General features: G+C 31.3%; 13 protein-coding genes and 1 pseudogene. 7 read left to right on the forward strand and 7 right to left on the reverse strand.

The window, feature by feature from the left end; genetic code table 11:
• Positions 1 to 207: 207 nt before the first annotated feature.
• The gene (locus EVJ46_07595; protein RZD16047.1) at positions 208 to 1395 is read left to right on the forward strand and encodes a hypothetical protein; all 1188 of its coding nucleotides are present in this window, start codon (positions 208 to 210) and stop codon (positions 1393 to 1395) included.
• Positions 1396 to 2145: 750 nt separating this feature from the next.
• Here EVJ46_07595 and EVJ46_07600 read toward each other — a convergent pair.
• The 3 genes from EVJ46_07600 to EVJ46_07610 form a co-directional block, all read right to left on the reverse strand.
• Positions 2146 to 2556, reverse strand: a complete 411-nt coding sequence (locus EVJ46_07600) for a hypothetical protein (GenBank protein ID RZD16048.1) — start codon at positions 2554 to 2556, stop codon at positions 2146 to 2148.
• A 71-nt stretch (positions 2557 to 2627) separates the two neighbouring features.
• Entirely contained in the window at positions 2628 to 3221 is a 594-nt protein-coding gene (locus EVJ46_07605) for a TetR/AcrR family transcriptional regulator (GenBank protein ID RZD16049.1), read from the reverse strand.
• 565 nt (positions 3222 to 3786) lie between these two features.
• A complete protein-coding gene (locus EVJ46_07610; protein ID RZD16050.1) occupies positions 3787 to 4611 on the reverse strand; it encodes a hypothetical protein in 825 nt (274 codons plus the stop codon).
• A gap of 730 nt (positions 4612 to 5341) precedes the next feature.
• Between EVJ46_07610 and EVJ46_07615 the strand changes: the two genes are divergently transcribed.
• The 3 genes from EVJ46_07615 (at position 5342) to EVJ46_07625 (ending at position 10990) form a co-directional block, all read left to right on the forward strand.
• The gene (locus EVJ46_07615; GenBank protein RZD16051.1) at positions 5342 to 6031 is read left to right on the forward strand and encodes a prepilin-type N-terminal cleavage/methylation domain-containing protein; all 690 of its coding nucleotides are present in this window, start codon (positions 5342 to 5344) and stop codon (positions 6029 to 6031) included.
• A 159-nt stretch (positions 6032 to 6190) separates the two neighbouring features.
• Complete coding sequence (locus EVJ46_07620; protein ID RZD16052.1) at positions 6191 to 8662, forward strand: hypothetical protein; 2472 nt, start codon at positions 6191 to 6193, stop codon at positions 8660 to 8662.
• A 249-nt stretch (positions 8663 to 8911) separates the two neighbouring features.
• Positions 8912 to 10990 carry a hypothetical protein gene (locus tag EVJ46_07625; protein ID RZD16053.1) on the forward strand — a complete coding sequence of 693 codons (2079 nt, stop codon included), beginning with the start codon at positions 8912 to 8914 and terminating at the stop codon, positions 10988 to 10990.
• A 146-nt stretch (positions 10991 to 11136) separates the two neighbouring features.
• Here EVJ46_07625 and EVJ46_07630 read toward each other — a convergent pair whose 3' ends face one another.
• Positions 11137 to 11907: a glycosyltransferase family 2 protein gene (locus EVJ46_07630; GenBank protein RZD16054.1), complete on the reverse strand. Its 771-nt coding sequence runs from the start codon at positions 11905 to 11907 to the stop codon at positions 11137 to 11139.
• A 356-nt stretch (positions 11908 to 12263) separates the two neighbouring features.
• Between EVJ46_07630 and EVJ46_07635 the strand changes: the two genes are divergently transcribed.
• From EVJ46_07635 to EVJ46_07645, 3 genes are all read left to right on the forward strand, one after another.
• Complete coding sequence (locus EVJ46_07635) at positions 12264 to 13109, forward strand: hypothetical protein (protein ID RZD16055.1); 846 nt, start codon at positions 12264 to 12266, stop codon at positions 13107 to 13109.
• 404 nt (positions 13110 to 13513) lie between these two features.
• Positions 13514 to 13759: a hypothetical protein gene (locus tag EVJ46_07640; GenBank protein RZD16056.1), complete on the forward strand. Its 246-nt coding sequence runs from the start codon at positions 13514 to 13516 to the stop codon at positions 13757 to 13759.
• Positions 13760 to 13833: 74 nt separating this feature from the next.
• Positions 13834 to 14259, forward strand: a complete 426-nt coding sequence (locus EVJ46_07645; GenBank protein ID RZD16238.1) for a YjbQ family protein — start codon at positions 13834 to 13836, stop codon at positions 14257 to 14259.
• Between the two features lie 174 nt (positions 14260 to 14433).
• Here the strand turns inward: EVJ46_07645 and EVJ46_07650 are convergent.
• The 3 genes and pseudogenes from EVJ46_07650 to EVJ46_07660 all read right to left on the reverse strand — a co-directional run bounded on the left by EVJ46_07650 (position 14434) and on the right by EVJ46_07660 (position 17071).
• Positions 14434 to 14619: pseudogene (locus EVJ46_07650) on the reverse strand (CPBP family intramembrane metalloprotease).
• Positions 14620 to 15129: 510 nt separating this feature from the next.
• Entirely contained in the window at positions 15130 to 15867 is a 738-nt protein-coding gene (locus EVJ46_07655) for a hypothetical protein (GenBank protein RZD16057.1), read from the reverse strand.
• Entirely contained in the window at positions 15842 to 17071 is a 1230-nt protein-coding gene (locus tag EVJ46_07660; GenBank protein RZD16058.1) for an aminodeoxychorismate synthase component I, read from the reverse strand. Before EVJ46_07660 ends, EVJ46_07655 begins: the two co-directional genes overlap by 26 nt.
• Between the last annotated feature and the right edge of the window lie 195 nt (positions 17072 to 17266).

Raw genomic sequence — 17266 nt, forward strand, 5'->3', positions numbered from 1 at the left:
TTTAATATTGTACACTATTATTTCTTTAAAAAATTATGCAAGCAAAATTTTATTTTTAATTTGTAAAAATACTTTATGATTATAATTGCTATTGCATAAAAATTAATTTAATATAAAAAATTCCTTTCATCTTTTTCTTAAATATAAAATATAATATAAATTAAAAAATAAATACGTAATTAATAATTTATTGGAGCCATAATATAAATGAATAAAGTTAAAATAATATCATTTTCGCTGTTTTTCTGTCTCATGCTCTTTGATTCAGGAACTTCTTACGCTATGAAACCGTACGGCGTTATGATAAATAAAGTAAATTCATACTGGGCAAAGCATAATTATAAAAAAGCTTTCTCAATTCTCAAAGTATTTGCTTTAAAAGGCAATCCCGCAGCTCAGAGAAAACTCGGTTTTATGTACTATATGGGTTACGGCGTGCCGTTAAACTATCGGAAAGCAAATTACTGGTTTAAATTAGCGGCAAAAAAAGGAGATGCCGTATCACAGATGGATTTAGGCAACGATTATTTCTACGGATTAGGAATGCCTAAAAATTATAAAAAAGCTCTTTACTGGTGGAAATTATCCGCTAATCAAAAATACGTTTCCGGCGAATATAATCTTGGATTTATATATTACTACGGATACGGAATTAAAAAAAACTACAAGAAAGCCGCGCGATGGTATAAACAAGTGGCAAATCATAGCAATATTTACGGAAAATACGCAGAATATACACTCGGATATATGTATTATAACGGAAAATTAATATCTGAAAAATGGATAAAAACGCATTACTGGTACAGATATGCAATTAATCAGGGACATAAAGTTATCAGGTCTGAAATAAATGCCGCTTATCATAATAACTATATGCACGGCGCATATAAAAAAGCTGTTTACTGGTATAATCTGGCAGCTATACAAAATGACGCATGCGCGCAAAATAATTTGGGACTTTGTTTTTTTTTAGGACACGGTATCAAGAAAAATTATAGAATCGCGTTTTTCTGGTTTAATTTGGCTGCGCATCAAGGTAATTTTACAGCGGAATATAATGTAGGCAAATCGTATTATTACGGAACAGGTGTTAAAAAAAACTATAAATCGGCTGTTTATTGGTTTAGATTTTCTGCAAATCAGGGAGATTCCTCCGCACAGGCATTTTTAGGATATGCCTATTATAAAGGTAACGGGATAGCTAAAAATTATATTAAAGCCCTTAAATGGTTTATTATTGCTCCCTCTTACGGTTTTGTATTCAACAAAAAATACTGCCTGTTTCGCAGAGCTTTGAATAATTTAGTCAAATGCCGTCTGAATGCGATACAAATCAAAATAGCTGTTAAAGAAGCTCAGGAATATAGGAAGAAACAAGCTATCATGAACCCATAAATTATATAAATTAAGATAGATTTTTTACAATTGAACTTCCGCTAGAAGCGTTGTAAATAATATGCGTCGCTCAGTTAATAAGCCGGAAAACATAATGTCGGCATGTAGTTTTTGCGGGTTGAGTTTTAATAAAAGCGATATTTATTTTTTTTTATGATATACATCTCAAATCTGGTTAATATATTAAAAAATATGTTAAAAAACACTAAAATGATTTTATATTTATTATACTGCATTTCTTAAATTATTAAAATAATTTTAATAATTTATCTCAATGATTATCTCTTTTCCGCTTTATGCTTAGCAAGCGGAAAGAAAATAAATAAACAGGACATCTTTATATCAATTTAAGTATAAATGGAAAAGCAGGTAACTACAAGCGGGAGTATAGGAATAAATAAATCAGACCCCTTTAATTTTTATATTTAATCTTTCCCATTTTCAAAAACCTCTTCATTTAAATATATTTTAGTGAGCTTTCTACTTGGAAATAAAATAAATCGGATAGCTTTATATTGTACCTATCATTAAGAGCGCTCCAATCTTTTATAAAGGAAAAGAGCATATATTCTATGTAAAATCTGCTGCCTCATTGGTGCATTTTATTAGATTTAATATATGCTCTTTTTCGATGCCGCTATAATTTGATTGCTGTATTTTTATTTAAAATTTTAAAACTTATTTTTAGTTTTTCTGTGCTAATTAAATGCTGTCTGTCCTCAATTTATTAATTTTATTAATTTTAATTTATTAATACTGCATAAAAACTGAAGCTTTTTCTGCTTTTTCAGTAAGAAACCACGTCGCTCCCTGTATCCCATCTGCTTCAGGAATAAGATCTTTTTCTTCAACTCCAAAAACTGCTGCAGCGAGACTGCATCCATAAAGATGAACTTTTCCGGTAGCTTTTAAAGCTTTTACTATTTCATATAGATCAGTTGGAAGCCCCGCTTTTTTTACATTTTCTTTTATAAGGTCAAGCGAAGCGTCCTGATGATCCAATTTAATTTTTACGCCTTCTTTCGAAAGTAATTTAACAGCCCAGTTTACGCATAAAATATTGACTTCATCATAAACAGTAGTTCCTAAATAAGCAAATGCCAAAGGTGTAAGAATTAAATCATAAGCATCTTTTTGAATAATAATAGCCAAAGTTTTCATGATGATACCTCCTTTTATAATTTTATTGTTTAATTAATACCGAACATTCGGTATTAAAATTAGTATATAAATCAAGAGTTGTCTATTTTCAAAGCATTCCATACGCATTCAAATACTTCATTCTTGTATTCATCTAATGGTTTAGTTATAACATTGTCCCATTTAATCTGGATTAGCCTTACGGGAATACCGGTCAGACAAACTGCCGAAATATACGTATCCATTTTTCTTATGTTTCCTTTTTCCATTTCATTTTTTAGAAATGTTCGCAATGTTTCAAACGGTTCAGAAGAACAAATCGATTTGCCGTCTTTTATAAATTCTTTATGTTTAACATTTAAGGCATATTCTAAAATTACTTTATCATCTTTTGCTATTTTAAGAAGATTATATATTAAATCTTTTATTTTGTTTTTTGTCGTTTCTTCAGAATCTATAATTTTATTAAAAAGGTTGCTTAAAAATAAAACCGTGCTGTTAAAAAGTTCGACGGCTATTTCTTCTTTACTATTAAAATGGTGATATATAGCACCGGTACTTATCTTGGATTCTTTTGCTATATCTCTGATAGAAGTATTATGATAACCTCGAGCAACAAAAAGTTTCATTGCTTTTCTAAGAATCTCTTCGCGCGTTGATGCCGACCTTTCTTCATTTGTTCTCATAATTAGTATTCAATAATAAAATCAATTTTATAAAACAAAATAACAAAACAAATGTTCGGTTTGTATTTGTATAATACACCAGTCTATTTTACTTTGTCAAGTCTTATTTGCGTATTAGCTTTTTTTATTTGTCTGTAATCAATATTAGTTAAAACAAGCGTATTCGTCAAATGAGTTACGTTCGGGCAGCTCAGTTTCGTCATGTCTTTATTAATGAAATTCTTAGCCGTATATTGCGATTTTTCTTATTAAATAATAATAATAAATTTTAACGGATTTTTATAATTATTGTGATGCGGAAGTTTAATTTTAAAAAAGCTGTCTTAATTTATTGGTTCATTGTAGAATTTTAATTCGGTATTTTTGGTATTATACATTCGGTGACGATAGTTCTTTAGAATTACTTTATTTGTTTTTACAGATTATAAAGACAAGAATAATTATTTTTTTGAAACCGGCAAATGCAATCAGGACTAATAGAATAAATAAATCGGATAGCTTTTATTTTTGATTGCAATTACACATAGAATAAATAATATAGCTGACTTTAATTTAAAAAAGATTATCAATACAATCCTTCTTCTTTAAGGACGGCAATAACGTTTTCTACTGTATAGTTTACGTTAAAAGCAATCTGTTCCGGAGTAGCTTTAAAGTTCCTGCGTAAGTTTATTATAAATTCCCTCTTGGCAGCTGATGCTCCTTCCGCTTTCCCTTCCGCTTTTCCTTTTTCAATTCCTTTTTCAATTCCTTCCTTATAGAAAGGATCATCTTCCAGTTTTATGGTAATAGGCATTTTATCCTCCAGTTCTTTAGCAGTCTGTATTAAATTAGGTCTTAGATGTAATAAGTTTATAAGCTTAAGTTTATAATCTTCAAGTTCCAACGGTTTAAGAGACGAAAGACGTGAAGTTACTTCCAATATTAAAGTTCTTTCATCTTTGGCGGAACAAAGCACGGAAAGAACAACATCGTTTAAATCGTCTGAACTTAAAAGTTCGTTGCAGTCTATGCTTTTTATGTCTTTAATAGAGTAGTTAAAACTAAGATGTTCTCTAATAATGGAGTTTTCCATGCTTAATGGTTTAGAACCTATATAAAGAACCGTCTGTTTTGGTTCTTTAGAGTAGATTGAATATATATAGGTATAATACTTAAGCATCCTTAACGGCATCAAAGAATCGTTTTCCGTTTGAAGTTCAAGATGAAATATGCTGTCATCTTCAAGCCTTAAAAGAAGATCCGCCCTTAGCTCCTCTACCTTAGGAAAACTGACGTCTAAAGACTCAATCGCTTTCTTGCCGGTAAGTATCTCTACAAACTTTTTAGGATAACCTTTTAGTATATCCTTTAGAGTTCTGTCATACTTGAAGTTAAAATCCGGCATCATGCTGTTAGATTATATTTTTTTATTTGTTTTATAGTTTCAGCATTTTAATATTTTATTCTTTATTATATCATAACATGTTGAAATTTGTAAAAAAATTATCTTTTAAAATTTAACCAAATTTTTATCCTTCGGTTAAGTTAATTATATAGTGTCATATTTTATTCCAGTCAATTGGGGGGGGGGGGGCTAATATATAAAAAAACCTCTTCATAGTATATTATATTATTTTAAATTTATAATTATAAAAATTAGTTTAGTTTATATAATTGCAAATTATGCAACGGATTAGAAAGAAGAAACTAAAAAGAGCGACAATTTTTGTCAATAGGTGACAATTTTTGTCGCTTTTTTATATAATTTTATAACTTATTGATAATATAGAATAAATTATAATAATTTTAAAATAATAGGTTAATTTTTATAAAAATGTTGACAATTTTTGTCAGCTATGTTAAAAATAACCACTATATTATTTGTAAATATTAATATTGTTTTTAGTAAAATTTATCAACGATATAACAAATAAATAATTTGAATTTAAACAAATTTTATAATAAATTCAAATAATTACGACAATTAAAAATATAAAAACTAAAAATAAATACGTTAAAATTAACGTTAAATAGACAAAAAATTAAGATTGGCATATTAGTTGCATATTATAATAATGAAAAGAAAAAATAATAAAAAGAATAAAAAACAAAGTACTTTAATTAAAGGAGGCAACAAAATGAACATTAACAGACTCAAAAGTCAAAAAGGCTTCACACTGATTGAGCTTTTGATTGTTATCGCCATTATCGGCATATTGTCGGCGATAGCTATTCCGACGTATTTGAATTACGTTAACAGAGCAAAGGATTCGGAAGCTCACACTAATCTGGGCGCGATATTCACGTCGGAAACGGCGTTTGCCGCAACAAATTCGGTTTATATTTCGGCAGGAAATGCTGAATCGACGGGAATGCCGGATATATCCTCTTCTTTGACGACTCCAACAGCCGTCCACACATTCTACCCAACTGGGCAAACTGTTGACGCTTCAAACGGACCGTTTAGTTGTACAGCTAATCTTTTAGTACCTACAAGCACATATACTATCACTAATGGAGTAGCAATTGCGGCAACACCTTATACAGGAACTGGTGGTCCGAGTGCTGGCGGATTTGCCACAATGGGTTTCATTCCTAAAGGCAGTTTGTATTTCTGGTATCAAGTTTCAACTTCCCCGGCTGCCAACACGACAGCTCCGACAGGTACTAGTGTTACCTCAATGTCTCCGAGTACGGCAACCGACGGATCTTGCGGCGGAGGTTTAACCGCCTTAGCCGGAACGGATTTTGCAGGTTCAAATCCTCAAATTTACGCTATTAACGATTATGCGACGACGCCTACTCTAACGCTGGGTCATTCATTCTAATAGAAATACGGAATGATGTTTTAAAACGTTTGAGCGTAGCGTGCAGCTTTATTCCCCTTTATCAGATGCTTGATAAAGGGGAATATTTATTTTATAGTTAAGGTATCTGATTTATTTTATTATCTGCTCCTTACTTAATCTATTCAAAATAGCCTGATTATGAAAACAAAGAAATTAAAAACAGCCGGATTTGCATTATTAATCTTATTCCTGTATTTTCTCGTCTTTGTTTTTATGACCTATCCTTTAATACTTCGCTTTTCTTCTGCAATTCCCGGAAACGGCGGAGACCAGTATTTAATGACTTGGTTTTTCTGGGAGTTTTATCATTACGTCTTTGTTCTTCACAGGTTTCCTTATTTTACGCATTTAGTTTATTATCCCTTCGGCGTTCCTTTATACGTTACGACCGATATGCCGGTTAATTCTTTCATAGCTTCCGTTATCTATTATTTTTCTCATAATCTGCTGCTTGCGTTTAATATAATATTTTTATTATCAAGTCTTTTAAACGGATATTTTGCATATCTTCTTGCAAAAGATGTTTTAAAAAATAAAACCGCTTCATTTTTTGCGGGACTTATATTTGCTTTTTCTCCTGTATTAATAGAACAGATGAGATGGGGCGATATAAATATCTGGTCTTGTTACGGCATTCCTTTATATATATTATTTTTCAACAGGCTTTATAAAGAACCGAAAACAAAAAACGCAGTCGGCGCGGCAGCAGGTCTGTTTCTTGCCACTTATGCGGGATTTTACGAATTTACCGCTATGCTTTTAGTCTATTCTTTATTTTTCATAGTTTATAGATTTATCGAAGAAAATTACAAAACAGGGAAAGAAAAGCCGCATTATGTAGAAAAAGCGCAGAGCGGGGCATCCGGTAAAATACGCGAAACATTTCTTGCCGGTTTAACTTGCGCGGATATAAAACAGCGGTTTTTAAACAATATTCGCGGCAATAGAATATTTAATAGGAAATATATAAAAAGCCTGCTATTAATGACCGGTTTATTTGTTTTAGTTTCATCGCCTTTTTTGTTTCCAGCCGTATATTACGTTTATTTAAAACCCGGAATATTGGAGCTTAATCCGACTTTGTTCTGGACTAAAGCCTACAGTTCGACTTTTATCAATTTATTTATACCGCCGTTCTTTAACCATGCGCTTCTGCCGTTAACAAAAGCTATTTATTTTAATAAATTTTATCCCATTATCGACAGAGGAATGAATTCTAATAACTTTTTAGGCTACGTTCCAATTCTGTTTTTTACGGCGGGCATATATTATTATTTTAAACTTAAAAAGAAAAGCGGTTTGAAAATATATAACATAAATAAATCTATTGAAAATAAATCTATTGAACCTCTTAACTCTTCAGGCGTTAAAAATATCGGAAATATAGAAAATAATATAGATAATAATAAGATAAAAAATAACGGCATAAAAAATCAGCCGGAAACTGAAAATAATATTTATAAAAATGCCGAAAAAGAAATTGATAAAGACGAATTAGATAATTTTAAATTTTATTTAACGGCTTTTATATTTTTTCTGCTAATGGCGTTGTCTCCTTTAATCCATATAGCAGACAACATAAGAGTATTTGACCCTTTTGTCTATATCCTCGATATTCTGCCAGTAATAAAAGACGTGCAGGAGTCAGGCAGGTATATGATAATCGGGATGCTTTTTTTCGGCATATGCGCCGGTTTCGGTTTAAAATATTTTTTAGAAAGCGTAAAATCAAATCCTGAAATGTTATATAAATATAATTTGAGCCGTTATATAATCAATAAAATACAAGATAGAAAATCTAAAAAAACTGAAAAGTCGAAAGAAACGGGAATGCCGATAAAAACAGAAACGTCTAAAAAAACGGGAATTGAAAAAAATATCAATAATACAGGCAAAAACTCAAAAAATCTTTACGATAAAATCTCTTATATTTCCTTTATAGCTGCTGTATTTATATTTACAATAGCCGGATACAGCTCTTTCGGTTTTGAAATGCGCGACTTTAAAATAACGAAAGGAATTTATAAATTAAAGAAAGCGCCTTACGGTCCGGTTCTTGTTATTCCTTTTATTCAAGGCGGGTTTAAGATGTATCAGCAGACAATTTATCAGAAGCCTATGTATGCCGGATACGTCATAAGATACGGTTTTCATAATCTATATAAAAAATATCTGCCTTACAGGTTTTATGACGCTTATGGAGAAAATTACAAAACAAATTATAATCAGGTAGATATTTACAGACTCGGTATGCCCAATTATTTGATAAGAAATTTTAAATATTTAAAAATACTTAAGGTGAAATATCTTTTAATACTCAAAAACAGGCTTGACGGCTATGCGGGGGTCTATAACGACGCTGCAAACCCAAATTATACAGACGGTAAAAAACATCAAAATAATAGGGATATTCATAATTCCCTGAACGGTACGGACGGTAAAAACATTGTTAAGCGGATAGTTTACGGCAGCGCGGTAAAAAGAAATCTAACGCCTTTGGAAATTAAACAAAAATCTTTGTATTACATAAATAAATTTATAAAGGCGGAAAAAGGCAAAGTCGGAGTGCTGTATAACGGAAAAAATATTATGATACTTATCTTAAAATAATAAAACAGCACGCACGCCAGCAGCCTTGCAGACTTGAAAATTTGCGGATTTGAAGAAAATATCCATATAAAGATATAAGCATAATTATGCATAACTCGGGAATAATACGGCACTTTGATACAGCCTTTATATAGTTATATACGTTATAGCCTTTATATAGTTATATACGCTATACAATAGTATAATTGCACAATAGTGCAATGGCACAATACAATATAGTACATTTGAATTTGAACGCATTTGCAAATAATGAAAAGAACCTTAAATATTTTATATAAAATTTTTATCCTGATATTCTTGGCAGGTTTTATCGGACTGTGGCTTACAGGTCTTTTTCATATATCAAATTTATGGAGGGGCGACAGCGACAACGCTTTTCCGGTTATAGCGGGAAATGCCATACTGCATGGCAATTTTCTGCTTAAAGGATATTATCTTTCTTCTCTCGTAACATATTATCCGGTTGATTTGTATCTTAACGCGCTATTCATAAAACTTTTAGGTTTTAGACCCCTTTTAATACATATAGTTCCATTTTTTATATATCTTGCCTTGATAGCCGTAGCCTATTTATATGTAAGAGAGCCGTATGTTTCATATAATAATAGAATTAAAACAGGCGAAAAATATAATAATTCAGAAATAAACAATACAAATATAAATAATACAAAAACACATAATACGGATATACATAATGACAATGCGCATACAAATAAAACAAATGCAATAAACAGAGTAAATAAACTAAAAATAGTAAATATGCATAAAGATAAAAATTACCGGAAAATATCGGCGGCAGGTATTCTGATGATTTTTCTGTTTCTCGGTTTACCAGTTAAAGCATTTGCTTTTTTTATGCTTCAGGAACTTCACGGTTCAACGATAGTTATATCTCTGATAGCCATTCTGCTCTTTAACCGCTTCCTGAAGGTTAAATCAGGCGGATTTATATTTCTTGCGACAGGCGCCGCTGTTTTGGCAATCGATGCTTTAAACGATAATCTTTCGCTGATTATATGCGCAGCGCCGCTTTTTGCGGTTCTGTTTTTATATTATTACAAAAATACTGCCGCCGCAGCGCAGCAGACGTTTTCTTATATAAAAAATCGTTATTTTTATGCAATGGCAGCGATAATATCGGCGGTACTGATAAAAGAAGCAGCGGTTCATCTTATCGCAAATATGGGAGGATTCAAGGTTTCGCGAGCTCTTCCGGTAGCTTTTATTCATTTAAGAAAAATATCTGAAAATATTTATTTTTACTTTGACGGTTTGCTGAGGCTTTTTGACATTAATTTCTTCGGCAAAATGCTTTTCAGCGAATCTGCCTTCCTGACGCTTTCAAAGTTTATAATTCTTGCAGCCGTCTTTGGATTAGTAATTTATGCTCTTATAGCCAAAATTAAAGAAAATTATTCTAATGCAATTAACTTAATTTTAATTAAAAAAACAGGAACTATCGTCAGACCGGAAGCCAAAAATATAGAATCTGAATTAAAGCCTGAACAGGAATCAGGGTCAGGAACAGGATCTAAATTGGAGTCGGGGTCGTGGTCGGAATCTGGGTTGAAGCCGGAATCGAAGCTAAAGCCGAAGTCAGAATCGGAAAACAGCGGATTTAAAAGTGAAGACAAAGCAGGCAGTTTAAAATTTGATGCAGCAGATAAAGATTTTATAGATTTTACTCTTTCCGCAGCCGTAATATTTTTAAGCGCTGCTTTTCTGCTAAGCGATATTGCCATAAGCAGGGCTTCTGCCAGATATCTCACTCCCGTGGCGGTTTACGCTTTGATTCTATCTTTTAGGATTGTGCCGGGTTATATATTTAAATATATTGAAAAAACCAAGTTTAAGATTGTTGCGGCGTTTATAATTGTCGTCTATATGGCTGCGTTTATCAATCAAGCTATGTATCCTATACCGAAGAGCCCATTCCGACCGCTTGGAAAATGGCTTTTGAAACATCATCTGAATTACGGTTACGGTTCTTACTGCGATGCCGGCATTATAACCCTGATGACTGACGGAAAGGTTAAAGTGAGGCAGACGCTGTTTAATAGCAGCTATTCCGATAAATTAGTCCAGTATAAATGGCTCTCTAAAACAGGATGGTATAAAAAGAAAGGTTTTTTTGTGATATATTCGGAGCATTTTATATACGGCAGTATTAATAAACGGCTTATTATTAAAGAGTTTGGAAAACCCGGCAAAATTTATATCGAAGATTTTCAAGGCACTATAGGAAGAGCTTACGGAAGACCCGCGGGCAAAAATACTATGCCGCCGTATGTTATATTAATTTACAATAAAGGAATAAACATAGACTGAACGATATAATCGCGATTTGCAATGTGTAATGTTGTAATGCGCAGCGTGAAATATAAAATACGGAATATATAATATATAATGCGTAATATATTAATATATAATAATATAATATTATCGACCGAATTTATACTGCATTATAATTATATTTACAGCATATTATTTTTTTTATTGTTTTTATTTAAATAGTCGCATTTATATATATTGTATTTGCATAATATAAATTGCGAAGCCGTTTTAATAACGCCCAGACCATACTTTACGCTGCGGCTGAAGCCTATGGAAGAAGAATCTCGCTCATATCTTGTAGGACATGATATTTCTCCTATTCTGAAGCCGAAAAGATGAGACTGCGCTATAATCTGATTGTCAAATATAAAATCGTCAGAGTTGGTTTCAAAAGGAACTTTGAGCAGCAATTTTGAAGAAAATGCGCGGTAGCCGGAATGGTATTCGGACATTTTAAGATTAAATACAAAATTTTCAAAATATGTAAGAAATCTGTTGGATATATATTTGTATATAGGCATTCCTGCGGTAAGAGCGTTGCTTTTGCCGACTATTCTTGAGGCGAGAACCATATCGTAATCATCCGAGGCTATCATAGCTGCCATAGCGGTAACGAGTTTAGGGGAATACTGATAATCGGGATGAAGCATAACTATAATGTCGGCATTCAGTTTAAGAGCTTCTTTATAACATGTTTTCTGATTTCCGCCGTACCCTTTATTTTTATCGTGAACTATTACTTTTAATCCAAGTTGTTTTGCTACGTTTGCTGTTTTATCCGTGCTTGCGTCGTCAACTACTATTATATCATCTATTATACCGTCTTTCGGCAGTTCGCTATAGGTTTTTTCAAGCGTTTTTTCAGCATTATAAGCAGGCATAACTACTATTATTTTTTTATTATTCAGCATAAGAATATTTTATATAAAATATTATTTAAATGCAATATTATCGTATAAATAATCTAATTAAATAATAAATAAAAAAATAAAATAAAGTATTCTTAACTTGTAATGTAAAAAAATATTGCAATTCCAGGGCGAAAATTTTATGCAAAAAAATACTTGACTTACCAATGTATCAGCCCCCCCCAATTGACTGGAATAAAATATGACACTATATAATTAACTTAACCGAAGGATAAAAATTTGGTTAAATTTTAAAAGATAATTTTTTTACAAATTTCAACATGTTATGATATAATAAAGAAAAGATATTAAAATGCTGAAACTATAAAACAAATAAAAAAATATAATCTAACAGCACTATGCCGGATTTTAACTTCAAGTATGACAGAACTCTAAAGGATATACTAAAAGGTTATCCTAAAAAGTTTGTAGAGATACTTACCGGCAAGAAAGCGATTGAGTCTTTAGACGTCAGTTTTCCTAAGGTAGAGGAGCTAAGGGCGGATCTTCTTTTAAGGCTTGAAGATGACAGCATATTTCATCTTGAACTTCAAACGGAAAACGATTCTTTGATGCCCTTAAGGATGCTTAAGTATTATACCTATATATATTCAATCTACTCTAAAGAACCAAAACAGACGGTTCTTTATATAGGTTCTAAACCATTAAGCATGGAAAACTCCATTATTAGAGAACATCTTAGTTTTAACTACTCTATTAAAGACATAAAAAGCATAGACTGCAACGAACTTTTAAGTTCAGACGATTTAAACGATGTTGTTCTTTCCGTGCTTTGTTCCGCCAAAGATGAAAGAACTTTAATATTGGAAGTAACTTCACGTCTTTCGTCTCTTAAACCGTTGGAACTTGAAGATTATAAACTTAAGCTTATAAACTTATTACATCTAAGACCTAATTTAATACAGACTGCTAAAGAACTGGAGGATAAAATGCCTATTACCATAAAACTGGAAGATGATCCTTTCTATAAGGAAGGAATTGAAAAAGGAATTGAAAAAGGAATTGAAAAAGGAATTGAAAAAGGAAAAGCGGAAGGAAAAGCGGAAGGAGCATCAGCTGCCAAGAGGGAATTTATAATAAACTTACGCAGGAACTTTAAAGCTACTCCGGAACAGATTGCTTTTAACGTAAACTATACAGTAGAAAACGTTATTGCCGTCCTTAAAGAAGAAGGATTGTATTGATAATCTTTTTTAAATTAAATTAAAGGTGTCAAAAATAAAGGTGTAAAAATAAAGCCGCAGAGCAGTTGTTTATCAGCTTGGCGGGCTTTCATTCCGAGTAAAAAGGTGTCAAGTAAAAAAGTGTCAGATTTATTTATTCTTACTATTTACATTGACAGCATTTGACGAGGTTGCAATAAATAAATTAATAAATAAATCGGATACCTTTGTTCTAATGATTATTTCGAATTTTTATATTTCAAAGAAACTAAAATCTAGCGGAGTTCAAAAATTAAATAAATATGGTATAATGATAAAACAATAAAAGAATACAACAAAATAATTACAATAATCTTATGTTTATCTATTTATATATATCGCTATCTTTTCTCAGTCTCTTAATTGCAATTAATATTGCGGAGCACTTGTTTTTATTTAAAAAACTTGAAGTAACTTCGATTGATTTTGAAAATAAAATATTAGAATTTATATCAAAAGATAATCAAATCGTTTTGACGCTTAAAGCTATAGATAAAAATAAGAACGATAAATATTTTCTCAATATCAGCAATAAAAATAAATGTATTTTTATTATATATAAGATGGATATAAATAAAAGGGTTTTAGTTTTCTACGGCAATAAATTTCCCATACTGTATTTTTTAAAATAATAATTAAATTATAAATTATTTAATTATTAACCTGTCAAATAATTATAAAATTATAAAAAATTATTAAAAAAATGATATCCGATTTTGAAATTAACACGTTAAAAAAGACTAATTTTATCGACATTACGGATGAAGTCAGAAATTCAATGAATTCCTGCTTTAACAAACCGGACTCCGGCAATAAAGAAGCTTTTTCAACAAGCGGACTGTGCCTGATATATACTCCGCACACAACCGCGGGAATAATAATAAACGAAAACGCCGATCCCGATGTTGTCTTAGATATACAAAACTTTTTAAAAAGTATTATACCCGCCGGCATCAAATTTAATCACGCTGAAGGAAATTCAGACGCTCACGTAAAATCTTCAATAATCGGCAACTCTAGAATTGTTCCGATTTTAAACGGAAAACTTCTTCTCGGCAGATGGGAAGGTATTTTTTTATGTGAATTTGACGGTCCCAGAACCAGAAAAGTTATAGTTGCGGCAGTTAGATGAATCGAGCGAGCAGGATTAGCAAAAATCACTGAATAATAGACATAAAGAGCAGATAAAGCGGTTTTAAATCGCTGTCTTTAATATATGACGATTGCAATGTACATAGCTGCGATTTATATACATTGCAATGTCTATAAAATAATAATTACGCATCCGTAAATATAGCGATACGACTCAAGGATATACTTGACCTTGAAACGACGGTCCGTAAGACTGCGGTCCCTGAGGAGGCTGCGGCGGTCCTTGTGGCGGAGGAGGAGGTCCGTAAGATTGAGGCTGCGGTCCCTGTGGCGGAGGAGGAGGTCCTTGAGGAGGCGGCGGGGGCGGAGGTCCGTAAGATTGAGGCACCGGAGGTCCATAAAAACCGCCGCGGACGGCACATCCCGATAAACTTAGTGTTATAAAGCCAATCATAAATAAGAAAAGCAATAAGATAAGATTTTTTCTCATTTTATTTTCTCCATATAAAAAAATTATATTAAATTAAAATTCGTTGTTTATTAATTCGTTTTTCCATTAATATGTTAGCCGTTAATATTTTAATATATTGTATAAAAAATGCTGCATACGACTTGTGATTGTTATTATCGCATATTATTTCCAATACTTATTTACATTATACCACATCGCCAATTAATAATTAATTATCATCTTGCGGCAATGTTTTTTATTCGTTTTATATTTATATATTAACAGATAATAACAAAATTGGTTAGAATGGAAACTTTATTATATTGGATAGTTGGGGATAATAGGGATAATTGGGAATAGACAATATTTATTTAAAATGTAGTTAATCCTTAATTAATAGTAAAAAATAGTGTCCGCTTCCAATTAATATATGCATCAATTAATAGCGATTAAGAGGTGTCAGACAATATTGTCTATATCTATTTCTATGTCATGCGGTTCAAGCATCGCATTAATTAAAGAAATTTTTTTAAAATTTTTCAAATCAGCCGTACGAACTTTAATTTCTTTAATTATACATTCATTTAAAAGATACCGTCTTTTGACTCCGTTCAGCAGATAACTTTCAGGAGTCACCCATTCTTTGCCGTCATACAAAATAATATTAGAATAAGACGTATCTGTTATCAATCCTTTTTTAACTATAAGAATATCAAAATCGTCGCCGCAAGGATTATTGTCGTCGTGTGAGTTATAGCCGCGACGAAGACTATCGCTGCTGCGCGAATTTTTATTATCTTTGTTATTATTGATTAAATTTGCAGGTAAATTTGACTGATTTTTATTTTTGAAAATTTTAGACTCGTTAAATAAATTATTAATAGAATCTCTATTTTCAAATTTTAGGCTGTAATCTATATCCGATTCTACAAGCTTTAATCTTTTAATATTTTTTTTTATATACGGTAAAATTTCAATACTTTCTATTTTATCTGAATAAACTATCCTGCATTTAAATATTCCTTTCTTAAACTCTGCTGCGGGGGACGGAAGAAATTTTCCGATATCTATAAATTCGCTTTTCAGCAGGTTTTTTTTAAAAAAATGAATAATAGTGTCGTTCAGTCTTTTGTTATGGTAGTCTATTAGCTTGTAGTTTCCGTTTTCTAATTTAACTGTTTCTATAAATCGGCACATATATCTTCCGTATCATCTCGTTATATTCTTTTATAGCGGTGCTGTAAACAGTTATGCCTCCGCCGCTTCTATAGTATAATTTGTTGTTTATATTTTCAATAAATCTTATCATAACGGAACTTTTAAGGCAATTTTTTATTCCGTCGTAATAGCCGAAAACTCCGGTATAATATCCTCTCGTTTCTAATTCTGCCTGTTTAATAATTTCTAAAGTCTGGTCTTTAGGCGCTCCGGACACTGAACCTGCAGGCAATAAGCTTAGAAAGATATCTCCGAATTTATTGGTATAATTAATTTTTAATTTGCCCTCAATTTCAGAAACCGTCTGGAATAATGAACCCGAGTTTGTGTTAATTTTTTCGGTATAACGGAATTTGTTTACCTTTACGTCCGAACTGATTATATTCAGGTCGTTTCTTAATAAATCCACAACGGTAATATGTTCTGCTAATTCTTTATCGTCATCTATTAAAATCTTTTCGGCATTTTTTAATCCGGCATTAATTGTGCCTTTGACCGGATATGTAAAAATTCTGTTATTCTCATCTATGTTAATAAATGATTCCGGTGAAAAAACTACGAACTCATAATCGTCTTTTTTAAAATAAAGCTTATATTTTGCGCAGCTCAGATAAAAAATTTCTTCTAAAGAAAAATTATAAATTTCTATAGGCGTTTTAAAAGTCAGATTTAGTAGATATGAATTGCCGTTTTTCTGATTATCCGCCACCAATTTAAAACAGTCATTATACGTTTCAAAATTTATAGGAAATTTTTTCATATATTTATTTTTCCAGACTTTATGCATAAATGGGTTATAATTATAATTTTTAAACCCGTCTATATTGTATTTAAGCAGAATATCATCATATTTAGATTTTTTAAATTTGTCATCTTTATCATATTCTTTTTTATTGTTATTGTATTTTTCATAATAATCATACCTGTTGTTATTATTGCCGGTATATCTATTAGCGCGGTATTTATCAAGATTATTATGTTTTTCATCGTTATCATGATTACATTGCTTTTGCAGACAATCCGAAGGGTTTGCGTCCGCGGCGTTTGTGTTCGGCAGCTCAAATATCAAAGGATATTCTAATTCAAAATCAATAATAAATACGAAGCCGACTCTTTTTTCGCCGTATTTATTCATTAAATTAAAGAAATTTAATGTGTCTGATGAAATTTTATAAGAATTCATTTAAAAAAATAATTTCAGATAGGCAAGCTTGCGATACAAGATTTTATAGTAAAATATTATATCATAAATAGAAAAACATTTTATAGAAATAAAATAATAAGGACAGAAAATAAACGGAAATTTACAGCAAAAATAGTGACCGTCCCTAATTTTGCCGCTAATTGTGCACATAATTTTATGGTAATATATTATATT

Source organism: Candidatus Acididesulfobacter guangdongensis (assembly GCA_004195045.1).
GTDB classification, from domain to species: domain Bacteria; phylum SZUA-79; class SZUA-79; order Acidulodesulfobacterales; family Acidulodesulfobacteraceae; genus Acididesulfobacter; species Acididesulfobacter guangdongensis.

Bases quoted from the DNA above. Each gene is read 5' to 3' on its own strand.
- EVJ46_07655 (RZD16057.1), bottom strand. From the start codon at position 15,867: ATGTGCCGATTTATAGAAACAGTTAAATTAGAAAACGGAAACTACAAG.
- EVJ46_07635 (RZD16055.1), top strand. From the start codon at position 12,264: ATGCCGGATTTTAACTTCAAGTATGACAGAACTCTAAAGGATATACTA.
- EVJ46_07660 (RZD16058.1), bottom strand. From the start codon at position 17,071: ATGAATTCTTATAAAATTTCATCAGACACATTAAATTTCTTTAATTTA.
- EVJ46_07615 (RZD16051.1), top strand. From the start codon at position 5,342: ATGAACATTAACAGACTCAAAAGTCAAAAAGGCTTCACACTGATTGAG.
- EVJ46_07630 (RZD16054.1), bottom strand. From the start codon at position 11,907: ATGCTGAATAATAAAAAAATAATAGTAGTTATGCCTGCTTATAATGCT.
- EVJ46_07620 (RZD16052.1), top strand. From the start codon at position 6,191: ATGAAAACAAAGAAATTAAAAACAGCCGGATTTGCATTATTAATCTTA.
- EVJ46_07610 (RZD16050.1), bottom strand. From the start codon at position 4,611: ATGATGCCGGATTTTAACTTCAAGTATGACAGAACTCTAAAGGATATA.
- EVJ46_07625 (RZD16053.1), top strand. From the start codon at position 8,912: ATGAAAAGAACCTTAAATATTTTATATAAAATTTTTATCCTGATATTC.
- EVJ46_07605 (RZD16049.1), bottom strand. From the start codon at position 3,221: ATGAGAACAAATGAAGAAAGGTCGGCATCAACGCGCGAAGAGATTCTT.
- EVJ46_07600 (RZD16048.1), bottom strand. From the start codon at position 2,556: ATGAAAACTTTGGCTATTATTATTCAAAAAGATGCTTATGATTTAATT.
- EVJ46_07595 (RZD16047.1), top strand. From the start codon at position 208: ATGAATAAAGTTAAAATAATATCATTTTCGCTGTTTTTCTGTCTCATG.